The organism is Pseudoalteromonas sp. NZS71_1, from assembly GCF_015864305.1.
GTDB classification, from domain to species: Bacteria; Pseudomonadota; Gammaproteobacteria; order Enterobacterales; family Alteromonadaceae; genus Pseudoalteromonas; species Pseudoalteromonas arctica.
The window spans coordinates 11,957-29,998 of record NZ_JADYXM010000017.1 but is presented as its reverse complement, the minus strand read 5'-3'; the positions used below and the strand labels follow the sequence as shown (position 1 = coordinate 29,998).

General features: G+C 38.2%; 14 protein-coding genes. 8 read left to right on the top strand and 6 right to left on the bottom strand.

The window, feature by feature from the left end:
• Positions 1 to 4: 4 nt before the first annotated feature.
• The 4 genes from I6F43_RS17855 to I6F43_RS17840 all read right to left on the bottom strand — a co-directional run bounded on the left by I6F43_RS17855 (position 5) and on the right by I6F43_RS17840 (position 4,698).
• Positions 5 to 676 carry a hypothetical protein gene (locus tag I6F43_RS17855; RefSeq protein ID WP_197103402.1) on the bottom strand — a complete coding sequence of 224 codons (672 nt, stop codon included), beginning with the start codon at positions 674 to 676 and terminating at the stop codon, positions 5 to 7.
• Positions 677 to 1,223: 547 nt separating this feature from the next.
• Positions 1,224 to 2,324, bottom strand: a complete 1,101-nt coding sequence (locus tag I6F43_RS17850; protein ID WP_197103401.1) for an HNH endonuclease — start codon at positions 2,322 to 2,324, stop codon at positions 1,224 to 1,226.
• Entirely contained in the window at positions 2,321 to 2,917 is a 597-nt protein-coding gene (locus I6F43_RS17845) for a class I SAM-dependent methyltransferase (protein ID WP_197103400.1), read from the bottom strand. Before I6F43_RS17845 ends, I6F43_RS17850 begins: the two co-directional genes overlap by 4 nt.
• A gap of 527 nt (positions 2,918 to 3,444) precedes the next feature.
• Positions 3,445 to 4,698 carry a UPF0149 family protein gene (locus tag I6F43_RS17840; RefSeq protein ID WP_197103398.1) on the bottom strand — a complete coding sequence of 418 codons (1,254 nt, stop codon included), beginning with the start codon at positions 4,696 to 4,698 and terminating at the stop codon, positions 3,445 to 3,447.
• Between the two features lie 196 nt (positions 4,699 to 4,894).
• On the opposite strand from I6F43_RS17840, the gene I6F43_RS17835 reads away from it, so the two are divergent.
• From I6F43_RS17835 to I6F43_RS17810, 6 genes are all read left to right on the top strand, one after another.
• Positions 4,895 to 5,635 carry a substrate-binding periplasmic protein gene (locus I6F43_RS17835; RefSeq protein WP_165735972.1) on the top strand — a complete coding sequence of 247 codons (741 nt, stop codon included), beginning with the start codon at positions 4,895 to 4,897 and terminating at the stop codon, positions 5,633 to 5,635.
• A 13-nt stretch (positions 5,636 to 5,648) separates the two neighbouring features.
• Positions 5,649 to 6,389 (top strand): substrate-binding periplasmic protein, encoded by a 741-nt coding sequence (locus I6F43_RS17830; RefSeq protein WP_197103395.1) that lies wholly within the window; start codon positions 5,649 to 5,651, stop codon positions 6,387 to 6,389.
• 292 nt (positions 6,390 to 6,681) lie between these two features.
• Positions 6,682 to 8,280 (top strand): ABC-F family ATPase, encoded by a 1,599-nt coding sequence (locus I6F43_RS17825; protein WP_076915521.1) that lies wholly within the window; start codon positions 6,682 to 6,684, stop codon positions 8,278 to 8,280.
• Positions 8,281 to 8,920: 640 nt separating this feature from the next.
• A complete protein-coding gene (locus I6F43_RS17820) occupies positions 8,921 to 9,664 on the top strand; it encodes a ferredoxin--NADP reductase (protein ID WP_197103393.1) in 744 nt (247 codons plus the stop codon).
• A 251-nt stretch (positions 9,665 to 9,915) separates the two neighbouring features.
• Positions 9,916 to 10,659 (top strand): nuclear transport factor 2 family protein, encoded by a 744-nt coding sequence (locus tag I6F43_RS17815; protein WP_024591140.1) that lies wholly within the window; start codon positions 9,916 to 9,918, stop codon positions 10,657 to 10,659.
• A gap of 9 nt (positions 10,660 to 10,668) precedes the next feature.
• Positions 10,669 to 10,989 carry a hypothetical protein gene (locus I6F43_RS17810; protein WP_024608461.1) on the top strand — a complete coding sequence of 107 codons (321 nt, stop codon included), beginning with the start codon at positions 10,669 to 10,671 and terminating at the stop codon, positions 10,987 to 10,989.
• A gap of 559 nt (positions 10,990 to 11,548) precedes the next feature.
• Here I6F43_RS17810 and hemH read toward each other — a convergent pair.
• Together hemH and I6F43_RS17800 are read right to left on the bottom strand one after the other, a co-directional pair.
• Positions 11,549 to 12,568: a ferrochelatase gene (gene hemH / locus I6F43_RS17805; protein ID WP_007583511.1), complete on the bottom strand. Its 1,020-nt coding sequence runs from the start codon at positions 12,566 to 12,568 to the stop codon at positions 11,549 to 11,551.
• 74 nt (positions 12,569 to 12,642) lie between these two features.
• The gene (locus tag I6F43_RS17800) at positions 12,643 to 13,971 is read right to left on the bottom strand and encodes an HD domain-containing phosphohydrolase (RefSeq protein ID WP_197103391.1); all 1,329 of its coding nucleotides are present in this window, start codon (positions 13,969 to 13,971) and stop codon (positions 12,643 to 12,645) included.
• A gap of 200 nt (positions 13,972 to 14,171) precedes the next feature.
• Between I6F43_RS17800 and I6F43_RS17795 the strand changes: the two genes are divergently transcribed.
• A complete protein-coding gene (locus I6F43_RS17795) occupies positions 14,172 to 15,125 on the top strand; it encodes a sensor histidine kinase (RefSeq protein ID WP_024591138.1) in 954 nt (317 codons plus the stop codon).
• A 253-nt stretch (positions 15,126 to 15,378) separates the two neighbouring features.
• Positions 15,379 to 17,919 carry a TonB-dependent receptor plug domain-containing protein gene (locus tag I6F43_RS17790; protein WP_197103388.1) on the top strand — a complete coding sequence of 847 codons (2,541 nt, stop codon included), beginning with the start codon at positions 15,379 to 15,381 and terminating at the stop codon, positions 17,917 to 17,919.
• The last annotated feature ends 123 nt before the right edge of the window (positions 17,920 to 18,042 follow it).

Here is an 18,042-nt window from a genome sequence, read left to right as displayed (position 1 = left end):
CTTTTTATTTTTTTGTCCAATTAAGCAATAATTCGTTAGCAGATAAGTAATCACCAATGATGTCGCGTTGCCGTTCATTTAGCTGTAACTCTATAATTTTAGTAAATTTAGAAGTCAATTCGTCTAGCTTAATATCTTTTAGATATTTTTTTTCTTCATCTATTTGATTAACTTCCCATTCAAGAGATTGAAGTAAAAAATAATACTTTTCACTTCTAGACCAGCTGCGAGTATATCCATACTGTTTATTTGATAAGTAACAAATAAAATAACTTAACAAAAAACCACCAGAAAGTAATAAAATGATATCAGCCGTTTTAAACACAATAAGAACAAAAACATAAAAGACAAAAATAAAGAAATTAAAGAGCCTTAAACCAAACAAGAGTTTTTTTTCGTCCTTACTTTTCATCAAGTGTATAAAAAAAAAGTAGCAAAGTACGAGAATCAAAGGCATTAATAATAACCATAAGTAATTAAAAGGTCCGAACTCTAAGTTTAAGTTAATACCTGTTAATTTAAAGTTTATAGCGATTAAAGTACTTGCTATAAAAAGAAATAAGGAAAAGCTTCCAAGCCTTCGCGCTATAAGGTGATTAGGTTTGGCTTTTTTTCTGTTCTCTTCAAAATCACTTTTTAGAGATTTAATTTCTTTAATTAAAGATTCTTTTGTCATTTTCATTCTCATTATTTATATTAAAAGAAAATTTCTGTAGTAAATATTGCATCAATCATTTATTCAAAGAACTATGTATAGCGTGTAGATAACTCTCATATACAATTATGTTCATCAATCTACCAACACACTCCAATTCCCCGTGATCACACCTGAAACTTAATTAATGATGAGTAATTTACAGCATGGATGCTGTACAAAGCGTAGCTTGGCCATGGATGGCCTATCTACGCTGGTTACGTTCACATCATTCACTTAAGTTGAAGATAAAGTGTGATCCTCGGGTGCGCCGTGGGATTCCAAAGGGCGGTCGGCGGCAGCCGCCCTTTGGTTGCCATCGCCAACGCGATATAACCTCGAATAGAGGTTATTAAATCCTTTAAATCTGCACGATAAAACATCAACGTATGAGCGCGATATAAAATCGCACCTACACATTAATTACACCGAAATTTTAAAGCTTCGCTTTTCGCGCGAGCAAGCTCAGCGCCTACAAGTTAAAGCGCGAGATAAACTCCCGTCTACGGCACGAACTACAAATTATTCATTACACGTCATACCTTGGTTTTTCTTCCGCTACTAAATCCAGCCCTACACTTAGTTGCTGATATTTAAAACTAGCCGCTTCTTCAAAATAACCTTTCTTTACCCATAACTTTGCACTGTTAGCCTGTGCAACCTGATATGCCCAATTACTTACTGCAAGTGACTTATCTGAATCACAATTAAAGTAATTACTAAGTTCACTTGTTAAATGCTGGCTATTAATCACTAAATTTTGTTCTTGCCAACGTTCGCGGTGAAGTTGCGCTGCTAAAAAGTCACTTTTACTGTTATTACAGGTGCTATGTGCTGCCACAAAGTTATGACCTAAATCATTTGCGTAACGAGCAAACGGTATAAAGTGATCAACCTCGGTTTTACTGTTCAACGGTTTTTGGCAATAAAAACAATTGCCGTGCTGAAGCTCTATCAACACAGGCTTTGCCTTACTCAGTGCATTGCGATCAAAGCCGAATAAAAAATCATGTAGTTGGCTTTGTGGGCCAATTAAGGCTTGGTTATGCTTAATACTTTGAATTTTTTGCAGCCATGCATTTTTTGCTAAATAAACAACTAGGTCGTAAAAACGCCTAAAGCAGCCTGCAATACCTTCATTTAAGGTAATGTATGATTGGCCTTTAATATGGGGATACAAGAAACACTCTTCTTTGCCATTTAATTTTTGTAAGAGCCATAGCGGGCCGTCTTTAATGGTTTTTAGTGTTGAGCTACGTATATTTTTCCAACCTTGGCTCTTTTTTAATTGGCTAATTGAATTAATATTATTTAATTTTGCATCATGAAGCGTGGTTATAATTTTGGCTTGTTTATTAGAGTTGGTATTTTGTAAAAGTAGTTGCTCTCTATTATTACCAATTGCACCAAATGGCGATGCTTGGTGCCAATATAAAGTAATAAATTTATCGACTAATTCATCAAATTTTATTTCTAACTGTGCTTGCGGATCGGCGTGATGTTTTTCGATACTAATATCAGCCAGTGCATGTAAAAGTGCAAACTTATAAGTAGCACTAAAATCACCTTCAACTAATAAGCGCTGAATGTAAGCAATAAAGTCGAGCTGTTGCTGCATTGATCCAATCATAAAACGTGTACTACTTTTATAAGCGCATTTAGCCACACTTCACTTTCGCGATCTGGGCGCTGATCAACGCTTTGCCATTGTTTAATAGCTTTTAACTGCGTATGGCTAAGTAAATGCGTTAAAGCATTTTCGTTTAAATCGGTAAATTCACGACCATTGTGCACACGTTCTGTATCGCCATATTTAAACGATACATACAAAACGCCATTCGGTTTAAGCGCACGTTGTAGGTTTAAAAACACCTGCGGTAACTCAGCCTTTGGAACGTGCAATAAACTAGCGCAGCACCAAATCCCGTCGTATTGATTTACACTATTTAGCTCTTGGAATGTTTTAACCGCCACAGGTTGCTGTAAGTAACTGCTTGCCAACTCTGCCAGCTCTGGGCTTGCATCAAACGCACTTACAGTGAAACCCTGCGCTTTAAAAAATGCGGCATCGCGCGCACTGCCACAACCGGCATCTAAAATACTCCCGCGTTGTGCAACGTGCGGTAAAAACTCAGCATAAAGCGCCGACATATCAACGTTAAGTGTTGAGTCGCTAAAAGCTTTGGCATTTTGGTTGTAATAAGTAAGTGTGGTGTTTGACACGAGACTCACCGCTCCTTGGCTAATCGTTTAACAGCTAAGACACTGTTAATACTGCATTCATTATTCGTTTAATCTACAGGAACAGCCGCATTAAATATAGGCTTAATAAGTAGAAATTTTTAAATTTATACGCCATTGTTATTAAGCACTGATGTTAAATGGCACACGCGGTATAAAAAACCGGGTGCAAATAACTAAATACCAAAAAAGTAATCATTAAAGCCTTAATGACTGATTAGGTACTCATTAGTGAATTAGTCGCTGGTGTAGGTGGCTACAATGCGCACCAATGCAAAACAATAAAGTGCAGGTTATTAACGATGACTTCTGAATGTTATGTGTTTATTGACGGGTTTGAAATTTATTATTTCAAGTATGGCGCTTTGCGAACATAAGCGACATTGATGCTGCACGCTTAACAAGCGTGATTTCTACTATAGAATAAAAACTTAAAAAGCGGTTATGCACTTCAAAATTGAATCTGCATTATGTTTAGCGCGATATAAACCACGCTAAACGTTTTTTGTTTACTTCTTTCTTAACCAAAAAAGGCTCGCAGGCACCGAAATCCACGCTTGTTTACCTAACGAATCAAGATAAACACCTACCTCTTCTTTACTGCCTGGGCTGAAATATGGCGGCTGTTGTTCTTTTAGTTTTTCTTGGCCTGTGAGTATTTTGATAAAGTGTTTATTTTGCTGCTGGAGCATTTTTTTGTAATCGTTAGCGGGTTTTGAATCACCATGCTTTACAAAAGTACTTAGCGCTCGGCTGGCTGTTGCATGTAGTTCTTGAAAATCAAAGTCGGCCAATAGAGCATCCAACTTATCCCATTGTTTATTAATAATTAGGCAGTTCATTAATAAAAAGCGGTTTGCTTGATTATCGTTTGGGTTTAGCGTTAATAACTCTTCGAGTTCTGATTGCGCTTTTTGGGTATAACCATGCAGTGCGTTTATTTTTGCGCGATGTGCGCGCACCATCATATAAGGGCGGGTTTCTTGCAGTCCCCAAAAGTGCCCAGTGTTGTTTTTAATAAATTGCTTTGTTATGAGCCCACTTTCCATTATTTCTAAAAGCATTTGCATTGGTTCAAGTGCTTTTAGCTCTGTATCGGCAAGTACCAGTTCAAGTAGTTCATCAAATTCATCTAATTCATCTAATTCATTTGGCTCTTCGTCTAAAAAGTGGTTATTAAATTCGGCTTCGTTTTCATCAAATACTGCTCGCTCGTTACTAAAACGCAATTCAAAAATAGCGTCGGCCATAAAATAAACATAATTACGTTTATATTCTTGGGCGTTGTATTGGGCAAATTCACCAAACTCTTTTGCGGCGATTTTGGGGCTTGTAAATGCTTTTAACACTGTAGTAAAGCTGTTTATAGAACGTTTTTGCTCTGTATTGAGCATGCGTTTATTTATATTTTTAAGCGCCTGTAAAACCCCTTTACAGTAATTTGGTAGGGGCATATTCGGCTTTAGTGACTCACGGTAGTCTTGTTTAGATAGGCTGCATTTTGCTGGCATTTTTAATTCGTTTTGAATTATTTTATCCATGCTTTGGTTATACAGAGCCATTAAGCTTTCGAGGTATTTTAGCTCAGTCTCGTTTTGAATATTAAACTCTCCAAATAGATCTGGGTGCCACTCACTGGGAACAAGTAGTTGAGGTAATACACCTAATCCCATTAAGTAGCCTTGGATAAAGTAATAATCTGGTTTTTTAGTGCTTAATTCACTGAGTTTTATAACATCACTGCGTATTTTGGCTGGTGACATAACGTGCCCTGCTATGTATAAATTTATTATTAGTGTACCCATAGATAAAGCTACCAACAACGCTAGTTTAGTTGTTTTATCCTAAAAATGAATTTTTAACGGAATATTTACAAATTTAACAAGCCCGCGCCGCTAAAATACAAAAGCTGGTTTATACTGTTGTAATAATAAGCAAAAATAATAACTATGAGGCGCAATGAATAAATTAATTACTGTATTTTTATGTTTGCTGTTTACGGCTCCATTTAATGTATTTGCTTGTGAGAGAACCTTTAGCGTGGCATCGCACGATGCTTTTTGGCCGCCTTATGTAATGGGCATTAACGGTAAGCTGCAAGGCTTGGAGGTTGATGCGCTTAACATTATATTTGCTGACTCCCCTTTTTGTTTTGAAGTTAAGTTACTGCCAAATTCTAAGCGGGCTTTTATTGAGCTTAAATACGGCCGTATTGATTTAGGATGGGCTGCAAGTTATACAGACGAGCGCGCTAAATATGTGCACTTTAGTGATAACTACCGAACTGAGGTTATGCGCTTATACGAAAACAAAAATAATCAGCATAGTGTTAAAAACCTCGAAGACATTTTTAAACAAGGCTTTATTGTTGGCGCTAACTTTGGAAGCTATTACGGCGAGAAGTTTGAGCAATATAAAACTAAATATAAAAAGCAGATTGAATACACCAGTGCAACCAGTAAACGCTTTGAAATGCTTAATAAACAACGTATTGATTTTGCTATTGAAGACGAGTTAGTGGGGGCTTATTTTGGCAAAAAAGGCTCAAATATAAAATTAGTAACCAATATTGAGCATGTAAATAAAGACGATATTTATTTAATGTTTAGCAAACAAACGGTGTCGGTTACTGAGCTTGCGGTAATTAATGAATATATAAACAAAAATAAAACAGCACTTAAAGCGTTGTTTGAACACTAATTTAAGGAGTGTAATGAAAACTTTATTTTTAGCATTTACTACACTGCTATTTACTCACTTTAATGCCCTTGCGTGTTCAAAAACATTAGTAATGGGCACTAACGAAACCAATTGGCCGCCTTATCTTGTTAAACAAGGTGATACATTTTTAGGCACAGAAGTGGATGCTGTAAACGCTATTTTTAAAGATTCAAAATTTTGTATTAAATGGACTTATTTTCCGAGTTTTTCGCGTGTTCAAGCTGAGCTTAAAAATGGCCGAGTAGATATGACCTACGCGGCAAGTTATACAGAACAACGCGCTCAATATGCGCATTTTAGCTTGCCTTACCGCGACGAGGTTATGCGGCTTTATAAACATAAAGATACGCCTGATGTAACAAGCTTAGCTGAGCTTTTTAGTAAAAAGTTTACAGCTGGTATTAACCGTGGGAGCTTTTTTGGTAACGAGCTTGAACAGTTAAAAACTAAGTATCCAACACAGGTGGTGCTTACTGCTCAAGCAAATAATCGATTTAGCATGTTAGATAAAAAACGAATTGACTATGTTATTGAAGACTCTGCTGTTGCACAGTACTTTGTAAAAAAACACCCCTCAATTACGCAGGTAAAGTCTATTACACCAATTAACGTTAACAACGTACATTTTATGCTAAGTAAAGAGTCGCTAACTCTTGATGACGTGGCGACGGTTAATCAACTAATTATCAAAAATGCGGCCGCTATAAAGTTAATTTATCAGCCTGTGCATTAAAGCATGGGCAATAACGTGGTTATTTGGCTACAACACTTATTTAATGTTATTGGCGGTAGTGGTTATTTATATTCCCCGCTGTAAGTAAGCATCACCGCTCACGCTAAAAATAGTGGCTTAAAAACGAGAATTGCCGTTATTTTCGCTTGGTTATAAATTAGCTACCTTTTATCTTTCATTCGTTGTGGCTGATCTGTATAATTCGCCAGCTAATTTACCCTATTGTCTGGTTCTTGTTTGTGGCGTTTTGCTGCAGCGTACTCCTGTCAGTACTAATCTAGGATTACCCTTTTTGATCTCCACCGCAAATATTACGATGCAGTTTGGCGCAGAGCCGTTGTTTGAAAACATTTCAGCTAAATTTGGTAACGGTAACCGTTACGGTTTAATTGGCGCTAACGGCTGCGGCAAGTCGACTTTCATGAAAATTTTAAGCGGTGCGCTTGTTCCAAGTGCGGGTAATGTATCTATTACTCCAGGGTTGAAATTAGGTAACCTAAGCCAAGACCAGTTTGCTTTTGAGCAATACAGCGTTGTAGACGCGGTAATTATGGGCGACGTGGAGCTTTGGAAAGTAAAGCAAGAGCGCGAACGTATTTACTCGTTACCAGAAATGAGCGAAGACGACGGTATGAAAGTAGCCGATCTTGAAAGCATATTTGCTGAAATGGACGGTTACACGGCAGAAAGCCGCGCTGAAGAGATTTTGCTTGAAGCGGGTATCGATAAAGAATTTCATTACGGGTTAATGGCAAACGTTGCTCCAGGTTGGAAACTACGTGTGCTTTTAGCACAAGCGTTATTTGCAAATCCTGACATTTTGCTACTTGATGAGCCTACCAATAACTTGGATATTCATACAATTACGTGGCTTGCTAACGAGCTTAACAAACGTAAATGTACGATGATTATTATTTCCCATGACCGTCACTTTTTAAACTCGGTATGTACACACATGGCCGACATTGATTACGGCGAGCTGCGTATTTACCCTGGTAACTACGAGAAGTTTTTAGATGCTGCGGGCCTACAACGCGAGCAACTTTTAGCTGAAAATGCTAAAAAGAGCGCTGAGATTGACGAGCTACAAGACTTTGTTAACCGTTTTGGTGCTAACGCTTCAAAAGCTAAGCAAGCGAGTTCACGTGCTAAAAAAATGGATAAAATTAAGCTTGATGAAGTTAAATCTTCAAGCCGCATGAGCCCATCACTTTCGTTTGACGAAGGTAAAAAAATGTATCGTCAAGCGCTTGAAGTTAATAAGCTTGGCCATGGTTTTGATGGCGAAACATTATTTACTGGTGGCGACTTACTACTAGAAGCTGGCGCTAAGCTTGCTGTAATTGGCGAAAATGGTGTGGGTAAAACTACATTTTTGCGCTGTTTAGTAGATGAGCTTAAAAGTAATGAAGGCGAAATTAAATGGTCTGAAAATGCGACCTTTGGTTATTGCCCGCAAGACAGCACTAAAGATTTTGAAAACGATTTAACGTTGTTTGATTGGATGTCGCAATGGCGTACAGCTAAGCACAACGATTTAATGGTTCGTGGCATGTTAGGCCGTTTGTTGTTTACAGCAGACGATTCAAACAAAAAAGCGCGTAACTGTTCTGGTGGTGAAAAAAACCGCCTGTTATTTGGTAAGTTAATGATGCAAGACGTTAACGTGCTTGTAATGGACGAACCAACTAACCACATGGATATGGAAGCTATTGAAGCGCTTAACAATGCGCTTAAAGACTTTGAAGGTACGCTTATTTTTGTAAGCCATGACCGTGAGTTTGTATCGTCATTAGCTACGCGTATCATTGATATTAAAGATAAAAAAGTAATCGACTTCCAAGGTACGTTTGACGAATACCTAGCAAGTTGTGAAGAGAAAAAAGCGTAAACTTTTTCTAATTGCTTATAAAAACGGTGCTAAATTTGGCGCCGTTTTTTTATGTGTGGAATTTGAGTTTAACTATAAAATTAATTAATAAAGGCTTAAATAAATAATTCACTAAGATGTTAAGAGACGCTACGCTTTTAGAGTCAGTGATAAAATACTCGTTTCTGGCTTGGTTCTTCTCATTTACTCCTCTTTGGCTTCTCCTAGTGCAATAGTTTTTCAAGTAAATAATTCACTAATGATGATATAAGACGCAGCGCTTTTAAAGTAAATGATAAAATACTCGTTTTCAGGCTTGGCTCTTCTCATTTGCTCCTCTTTGGCTTCTCCTAGTGCAATAGTTTTTCAAGTAAATAATTCACTAATGGTGATATAAGACGCATCGCTTTTAAAGTGAGTGATAAAATAAAAAAGCACTGTTTTTTTGACTTTATTTTTCTTAGTTACTGCTGCTTCGCTTTTCCTTATGCAATTAATGGCTCTTATCGCAGAGCTAATTATTCACATTATTTTATTGGTAAATACTGCATACATCACTGCTTTAAATCTAGTCATATTCTCCTGTAAGTCTTTGTCACTTAATGCTAATGTTTATGGAGTGAGTTATTTAAAACTTTAATGGCTAAACCAAGAGGTAACTATGTCTAATTGGGTTGAAGCAACAGTAAAAAGCGTAACATGGTGGAGCGAAACGCTCTTTAGCTTAACCGTTAATGCTAATGTAGAACCGTTTAAAGCAGGGCAATTTACAAAGCTTTCTATAATGGATGGCGACAAGCGCATTGCTCGGGCTTACTCATATGTGAATGCCCCTGAAAACCCCGACCTCGAGTTTTACCTTATTAACGTTATTGATGGTTTATTATCGCCCTGTTTAGCTAAATTACAGCCAGGCGAAACCGTACTTATAGAACAACGCGCAACTGGTTTTTTTACCCTTGATGAAATACCACAAAGCGATCAGCTTTGGATGTTAGGTACTGGCACTGCCATAGGGCCTTTTTTATCGATATTACAACAGCCCGATGTGTGGAAAAAATACAAAAGCATAAACTTAGTACATGGCGTACGTTTTAATAACGATTTGAGCTATCAGGCACTTATTAACGAGCTATTACGAGTGTACCCAGCACAACTTAACTATATTCCTGTTGTAAGTAGAGAAGAGCCATTGCAAGGCTTAAGTGGCCGGATTACTAACGCTATTGAGAGCAACGGCTTGTTTGAACATGTAAAATTAAACCCAGAGCCTAGTAACGCGCAATTTATGATTTGCGGAAACCCACAAATGGTAAAAGACACGACCGCGCTACTTATCGATAAAAACTTTACGCGTAACCGCCGCAAAGCACCCGGTAACATTACCGTAGAGCAGTACTGGTAAGCTACAGTGGTGGTATTAACTACCCGATAACGTTAAAATTTGCTATGTTGCACCCTTATGCCAATTTCATCAAAAATATGATCATTCTATCGCATTAAATAACTCACTAACTGCGTTAAAAATTATTCATATAGAACAACTACATGTCATAATTTTCGCCTTGTTATAGTGCTATTTTCTTAACGCTATAATAGATCGCTTATTTAATGTAATTGGTATTACACGTGTTTAGTGTTCATTTTAGGAAAGTTATGAAACCGTTATCTATTATTTTTGCCTCGTTAATTACCACCGTTGCGCTTATTACTTACGCCGCAGAACAAAGCGAGCCTGAGCAAAAAGAGAAGCAAGTTGAAGCTCAAGCAAACGCTGAAAAACCAAAAGTTGAAGATGAGCAATCAGTAACTCAAGTCAAAGCTGACGACAAAGTAAATACGCTTGAATACAAAGCACCTGAGCTTAAAAAGCCAACAATTGATGCGACTAAACCAGACGATTCAAAGGTATTGGGTAACGAGCAGATTAAACCGACTGAAAAGCCTAAAAATAAAATAGAAAAAGCAGTGGCTGTAGCCGAAGCTGAAAAAGCAGTTACGCAAGCAAAAGAAGCGCTGACAGTTAAGCAACAAACAAAAGCTAAGCAATCGCGCGAATCACTTGCGGTAGTAGAGCAGTTAGTTAAAGCATATAACGCACGTAACATTGAAGAGTTTCTTCGTGTGTATGCCGAAGATGTTGAGTTTTATATTTTCCCTAATGAGCTATTATTTAAAGGTAAAGAAAAACTAATAGAACGTTATGGGCTAATGTTTAAAAAGTTAAAGTGTATTCACTCATCACCAATTAAGCGCATAGTGCACGGTGATATAGTGATTGATCACGAACTATCAGAAACCTGCTCAACTGACGAAAAGGTAGTTGATAAACGCTCAGAACTTATTTCGAGTTACCAAATTAAAGATGGAAAAATAGTACGCGTACTGTTTTTTAGATAAAGGCTTTATATGCAAATAAATGACGACAAAAAAATTCGCTTAATGTATCGCATCGAGCCCGGTTGCCTTGGCCCTAAGGGTGCTGAGCATGTTGAAGATTTTTGTCGTTTTGCAAATAAACATATTAAGTCACCATTTTATGGCCAATTTGTATTTTTACCTCGTTACGATAAAGCCATAGACGAGCGACAATATAGCGTTAACAGCCGTAATTTATCACTTGCTCAGGCTCGGGCTTATTTAAAGCACTTTGATATTAATATTGAAGAATTTGAAGAACAGCTCGACGAGCTCCTCACTAAAGCGATTGATTTATACTTTAAGCGATAGCGTTTAATTGCTGTTGCTTAGGTATTCTCCCCCTCCGCAATACGTTTTTATTTTAATTATTATTAAAAATATAAGTAATTTCTTTCACAAAGATAAAGTAATCAGTAATAACTGAGAAAAACCAGATCGGCCAATATGTATCACTTACTTTAAAAGCGCAGCGCCTCTTAGCCTCTTTGTAAATTAATTAGCCCTTTAAAAGCTTTTATTTGCACAATGAGAAGTAAAAGAGGAGTAAATGAGAAAGCAAAAAACAGTATTTTTATGTTTTATCACTACTCTAAAAGCGCAGCGCCTCTTAACCTCTTTGTGAATTAATTAGCTCTTTAAAAGCTTTTATTTGCACAATGAGAAGTAAAAGAGGAGTAAATGAGAAAAGCTAAAAACAAAAACCAGTATATTTATGTTTTATCATTACTCTAAAAGCGCAGCGCCTCTTAACCTCTTTGTGGATTAATTAGCTAAATATTTTAAAAGCCCTAAAAACAAAAAAAACGGTGTTAATTTTAACACCGCTTAATGCGAAATATGTTTAGCTATGTGCTTTAGTAAGCTTGGGTTACAACATAGGTTTTATAACATCAAACACAGCTTCTATATGATCGTCTCTGTCGTTTAGTGCCGCTATGTAACGGTATTTTTTGCCGCCTGCATTTTCGAATATTTCACGGTTTTCACCTTCTAGCTCTTCAAGTGTTTCTAGGCAGTCGGCGCTAAAAGCAGGGCTGATAATAGCTACATCGGTAATACCCTCATCAGGCAGGGCTTCAAGCGTTGCATCGGTATATGGCTTTAACCACTCGGCTTTACCAAATCGACTTTGAAAAGTACTAATTACTTTGTCTTTATCAAGACCTAGTTTTTCGACAACTAAGCGTGTGGTTTGTAAACATAGGCAATGGTACGGATCGCCGCGCTCTAAAAATAGTTTAGGCATACCGTGATACGAAAAAACAATTTTTTGTGGCATACCATTCGCTTCTAAATCCTCACTAATACTATTAGCAAGTGACTCAATATAACGGGTGTTTTTATGATAGCCATTAATAAAATGCAGCTCTGGCACCCAGCGCCATTTGCGCAGTACGCTCGATACAGCATCGAACGTTGAACCCGTGGTTGGGCTAGAATATTGCGGATACATTGGCAATATAATAATACGCGTTAAGCCTTTATCACGAAGCTCCTCAAGGCCAGCCTCTATTGAGGGATTACCATAGCGCATAGCCATTACTACTTCGGTATTGGTATAACCTTGTTCTTTTAATAAGGTATTTAGCTTTACGCTTTGTTGGCGAGTAATGTGAGTAAGCGGTGAGCCATTTTCGGTCCATATACTTTCGTATAATTTAGCCGAGCGCTTAGGGCGGACACGCAAAATAATGCCATGTAAAATTATCATCCATACTAGGCGTGGTATTTCTACAATGCGTGGATCTGATAAAAACTCACGTAAGTATATACGAAGCGCAGCAGCTGTTGGTGCATCAGGGCTACCTAGGTTAGTAAGCAGTATTCCCGTTTTTTGGTTAAAACGCCCATCATGGGGATTGTCAGTAACCGCAGAAAATCGCGACACAGAGTGCTCCTTCAAGCAAATTCAATAATGTATTTTATGCACATTGTAACGAAAAAAACTGCCGTTTAGATCAATCATTTAGCAGTTTTAACCATAATTCTAAATGGGGCTGGTTTTTTAGATTCTAGTTGCTGCAGTTTTTCTATTGATTTGCGGCTAAACACATGACCTTTAGGCAGCAGCATTATACCCGAATGGCTGTGCAGAGCATGGCCGAGTATCATTTGATCTTTGAGTTCATGAGCATTACAAATTAATACTGATCCTGCTGAACTTTTTTGTTCGTGTAGTTTTGCATGGCTTGCTTCAAGCGCACGAACTATTTTAGGGTGGTAAAACGAACCACTATAAAGTTTTACACTTTCGAGTGCATCCTCATGGCGCTGCTTTTCATCGCTTGCATTGCTCTGCTCAAACGCATCCCAATAGTCGCGCGCTAACCCTAATACCATAGCCCCTATCGGTATATCGTTTCCAGCAAGGCCTTTGGGCATTCCATTTCCGTTAAAACGTTCAAACTGATAATAAATAGCATCCGACAAATCGTGTAAATGTATTGCTGGCATTAGCATTAATTGTGCAGTACTTGGGTGAGTATAAAAGGTCTTACGCTGTTGCTCATTTAACCGATTTAACGGTTTTTTATAAAGTTCAGGGTCCATAGCAAGCAAACCTATTTGTGCTAAATAACCAGCCATTGGGGCAAGATCAATGCTTTTTTGCGACAGGTTTAAGTAAAGCGCTATTTGTGTGCAGGTATTTGCAATATTTTGTGCTTTGTTGCCATCAAGATAAGGGTTTGCGTTAACAAAATTATATAGCAGCTCAACGGTCGATTTATGCTCTTGTTTTTCGCGCTCATTGGCGTCTTCAAGCTTTTTTAAAACTTGTTTAATTTGTAAGGTACGTTTTTCTACTCGTTGCTCTAACGTGTTATTTAGTTCAAGTAGTTCTTGGTTTTGTGCCTTAACTCGTGTTTCTAATTTTTTGTTTTGCTTTTTTAGCGCAAATTTTTCTAGGCTATCTTTAATGCTTCGAAGTAATAAGTCGTTTTGCCATGGTTTTTGAATATAACCATTTATTTGCCCTTGATTAACAGCTGCTAGGGTTGTTTGTATATCGGCGTAACCGGTTAATAAAATGCGTTGAGTGTCGGGTGCCAGCGCACGCGCTTTTTCTAAAAACTCGGCACCGTTCATTACTGGCATCCGCATGTCGCTAATAATTAAACCAAATTCATGGTTTTTAAAAAGTGTTAGTGCGTTTTGCGGATTATCGCAAACAATAACCGTTAAGCCATTTACTTCAAGTAGTCGTGTTAACGTACGTAGTACTATTTCGTCATCATCAATACAAAGTACATCAACCTGATTCATTGGTGTGTTTGGTGTTGCTTGAGTCATTGCGCCGCCTTTAAATTACTTCTGGCTAAATAATAGCTTAAAAAAACATCCGTGACCTGTTTATGCTTACCTTTTATATAGAGTAGGAGTCACCTAATGTGGTTATTATCTATAAGTAGATAAATGCTCACACTAAAGTTGCAAATTTGCATGTAGACGACTAAACGTTAAGTATAAAGTTATCTATATGGATGAAAGGAATGAATGGATCAGATGGTAATTTTGAACGTGCTTTTTTAAACGAACAAAAGCTGCGCTTGGCCGCAGAACAATTACTCAAAGATAAAAGCACCGTTTTAGTTGCCATAAATAATGAATTACAAAAAAAAGTAGCCGATTTAGAACACCAGCAAATGCTGTTTGTGCAAACCGAAAAAATGGCAACCTTAGGAACGCTTTGTGCAGGCGTAGCCCACGAAATAAATACCCCGCTTGCCTATGCAATGAGTAATATAGAAAGCTTACAAAATTCTACTCCTTTGCTCATCACGTTGCTAAAACTTAACGAGCAATACTTAAACAACGAAATTAAAGAGAGCCGTTTTAAACACGAAATCGACATACTCAACTTACAGTATCCGTATGCGTGGCTTTATAACAATTTGCAGGGACAAGTTAACGACAGCGTTGAAGGACTCAAACGAATAAAACAAATTGTGCATGACTTATTAAACTTTGCCCACCCCTCCTCCTCGCAAGATAAGCAACTAACCGATGTAACAACGGGTGCTAATAATGCTTTAAGGTTATTAAGTAACAAACTCAAACTATGCGAGATAAAAACGCGATTTGAACCACTACCACTTATTTGGTGCAATTTATCGTCAATTAATCAAATTTTTGTAAATCTATTAATGAATGCTTGGCAAGCATGCGAGCTTGATTTAGAAAAAGGCTGCATTATTGAGGTCAATATTTTTGAACTAGACACAAATATCTGTATTGAGGTAAAAGATAATGGCTGTGGAATGAGTGAAGACACAATAGCGCATATGTTTGACCCTTTTTACACAACAAAAGAAGTTGGAGAAGGTACCGGTATGGGTATGACACTTGTATACGCTATGGTGAGCGATCATGGCGGAAAAATAGAAGTTAACAGCACATTAGGGACAGGTACGACCATCCGCTGCCTATTACCTTTAAAAGCGTAAACTAACGAACAAAACCACAATGTAAATAAAAAGTTAATAAATGCGTTTTTGAAGTTTAATGCTCTTGTAGCGTGTATTTTAATCGATTAAAGGTGGTTTTTTCTTATCTTGAAATTTATTTGCATACTTAGACCAAATATTTAGTTTTTTTCATTTCTTTTTGTTTGCATATGTTGCTAGGATGTTTGCAACAGGTTATGAGTATCATAACCACACACATATTATAAGAACACAAAAAAACAGGGTCGTCACTATGCCAACATACCGTTTAAACACACTTGCTGTAGCCGTTGCTTTCGCGTTTAGCGCACCAAGCATTGTTAACGCAGAAGAAGCACCCGTGCAAGCTGCTAAAAACATTGAGCAAATTTCTGTATTAGGATCGCGTGTATCTAACCGTACCTCTACTGAGTCTTCTTCTCCTATTGATTTAATTGACGCTGATGATTTAACTAAAGGTAGTTTTACCGAATTAGGCCAAAGCCTGCAAGCTACAGCGCCTTCATTTAACTTTTCGCGTACACAAGTATCTGACGGTTCTGACTTATTTAGACCCGCAACACTTCGCGGCTTACAGCCAGATCAAACCCTTGTATTAGTAAATGGTAAACGTCGTCATAACCAATCAATTTTTGGCCTTAACGGTACAGTAGGTGCAGGCGCTGCGGGTACCGATATGAATGCTATTCCACTAACCGCACTTAAAGGCGTTGAAGTATTACGCGATGGCGCAGCGGCTCAGTATGGCTCTGACGCTATTGCAGGCGTAATTAACTTATCACTTAATAACTCAACAGGTATTACTACTGGCTTTGTGCAATATGGTGGCACTAGCGAAGGTGACGGCGATACAATTTCAGCAGGTTTAAATCGTGGTTTTGATATAGGTAACGAAGGCGGCTTTATTAATTTATCACTTGAATACCGAGATGCTGATGGCACAAACCGCGCAGAGCGAGATACGGGTGGTTCGCTTGATGTTGAGCCTGGCACGCTAAGTGACGATGTACGCTGGAGCCAAGGTAATTCAGAAAGTGAGTTTACGTCATTATTTTATAATATGGCCTTACCAATGGGCGACGGCGAGCTTTACTCGTTTGGTGGCTACTCAGAGCGTACGGCCCTAGGTAATGGTTTTTACCGCAACTTTAACGAAGCCTCTAAAAACGTAACACAAGTATACAGCGATGGTTTTTTACCGCGCATATATAACGAAGCACAAGATATTTCTGTAGCGGTTGGTTTTAAAGGCGATATTAACCCAGATTGGAATTACGATGTATCGGCTGTTTATGGCGAAAACCAATACGATTTTACATCACGTAATACAATTAACGCTTCTTACGCGGCTGAGTATTTATTTAATAACCCTAGTGCAAGTGATGCCGACATTGCTGCAAACTCAGGCCCTAGTGGCGGTTACTCAGGTGGTTTTAGGTTTGATCAAACAACCGTTAACCTTGATGTAAACGGTATTGTAGATATTGGCCGCAGTGAGCCTTTATATGTAACTGTGGGCGCCGAGTACCGTAAAGAAAACTACGAAATAGTTGCAGGCGATGAAGCATCATACGCGTGTGGGTTAGCAAATACAGATACCTCTTACCCATCAGTAAACGACCCGGATCAATTTGCTGAGTGTGGTTTTCAGGCTTATAACGGCCTGCGCCCAGAGGCAACTAACGACAGCGATCGTAACAGCTACGCAGTTTATGTAGATGTAGAAACTATGATCACAGACGCATGGAACGTAAGTGGTGCGCTACGTTATGAAGATTTCTCAGATGCTGGCGACGATTTAATTGGTAAATTAGCAACACGCTATGAATTTTCAGATGACTTTGCAGTACGTGGTGCGGTATCTACTGGTTTTAGAGCGCCATCGCTTCAACAAAGTGGTTATACAGCCTTTACAACTAACTTAGGCTCAGACGGTACACTAACGCAGTCGTTTACGGCAAACACAGGTACAGCTTTTCCAAGTGCGTTAGGTGTAGATAGCCTAGAGCTTGAAACATCAACAAACTACAGTGCTGGTTTTGTTTACGATGTAACAAGCGAGCTTTCGTTAACGGTTGATTTTTACCGCGTAGAAATTGAAGACCGTATTACACTTGGCAGCTTACTTAGCGCTGACGATGTATCGTTTAGCAGTGAAGCAGTTGCAGCGCTACAAGCAACAGGAGCTGTGCAAGCTAACTACTTTTCAAACTCGGTTGATTCTACTACGCAGGGCGTTGATATTATTGCATCGTACCGCACAGACGTTGAAGGCGGTAATTTTGGTGTAACCTTTGCGGGTAACCTAAACGATACTAAAATTGACGGCGTAAATGCAGAAGACGGTATTCCTGAAGCAGTTGCATTTGACGACCTACAACGTAGCTTTTTTACAGACGGACAACCAAGTGAGCGTGCAACGCTTACCTTTGATTACGAGCGCGATGCATACACATCAACTATTCGCTTTAACTACTTTGGCGAAACAGACGTAAAATACTTTGGTAACGACCATATTTCATTACCAGGTGAGCTTTCGCCTACCGGTTCGTTTAAACCAACAAGTACGGTTGAATCTGCTGTGTTAGTTGATTTAAATGTTAGTTACCAAATTAACGACATGTTTGCGCTTTCGGTGGGTGCCGATAACGTGTTTGACGAAACGCCAGACGAGCTAGGTGACGACGAAGTACTTAACTTTATCACCAATGGTGCATTTAAATACCCTGTACGCGCATTGCCATACGGCTTTGACGGCAGAACGTACTATGCAAAAGTAAGCTTTAATTTTTAATTTTTAATTTTTAATTTTTAATTTTTAATTTTTAATTTTTAATTTTTAAAGCAAATTAAACCACATTAAGCGCGGTTATTAACTGCGCTTTTTTTATGCTTTTTTATTATTAAAAAGTACCTG

What these genes read in the sequence shown, in the direction of transcription:
- I6F43_RS17835 (WP_165735972.1), top strand. Translation starts at nt 4,895, where the DNA reads ATGAATAAATTAATTACTGTATTTTTATGTTTGCTGTTTACGGCTCCA.
- I6F43_RS17810 (WP_024608461.1), top strand. Translation starts at nt 10,669, where the DNA reads ATGCAAATAAATGACGACAAAAAAATTCGCTTAATGTATCGCATCGAG.
- I6F43_RS17820 (WP_197103393.1), top strand. Translation starts at nt 8,921, where the DNA reads ATGTCTAATTGGGTTGAAGCAACAGTAAAAAGCGTAACATGGTGGAGC.
- I6F43_RS17850 (WP_197103401.1), bottom strand. Translation starts at nt 2,324, where the DNA reads ATGATTGGATCAATGCAGCAACAGCTCGACTTTATTGCTTACATTCAG.
- I6F43_RS17840 (WP_197103398.1), bottom strand. Translation starts at nt 4,698, where the DNA reads ATGTCACCAGCCAAAATACGCAGTGATGTTATAAAACTCAGTGAATTA.
- I6F43_RS17855 (WP_197103402.1), bottom strand. Translation starts at nt 676, where the DNA reads ATGACAAAAGAATCTTTAATTAAAGAAATTAAATCTCTAAAAAGTGAT.
- I6F43_RS17800 (WP_197103391.1), bottom strand. Translation starts at nt 13,971, where the DNA reads ATGACTCAAGCAACACCAAACACACCAATGAATCAGGTTGATGTACTT.
- I6F43_RS17795 (WP_024591138.1), top strand. Translation starts at nt 14,172, where the DNA reads ATGAATGGATCAGATGGTAATTTTGAACGTGCTTTTTTAAACGAACAA.
- I6F43_RS17815 (WP_024591140.1), top strand. Translation starts at nt 9,916, where the DNA reads ATGAAACCGTTATCTATTATTTTTGCCTCGTTAATTACCACCGTTGCG.
- I6F43_RS17790 (WP_197103388.1), top strand. Translation starts at nt 15,379, where the DNA reads ATGCCAACATACCGTTTAAACACACTTGCTGTAGCCGTTGCTTTCGCG.
- I6F43_RS17830 (WP_197103395.1), top strand. Translation starts at nt 5,649, where the DNA reads ATGAAAACTTTATTTTTAGCATTTACTACACTGCTATTTACTCACTTT.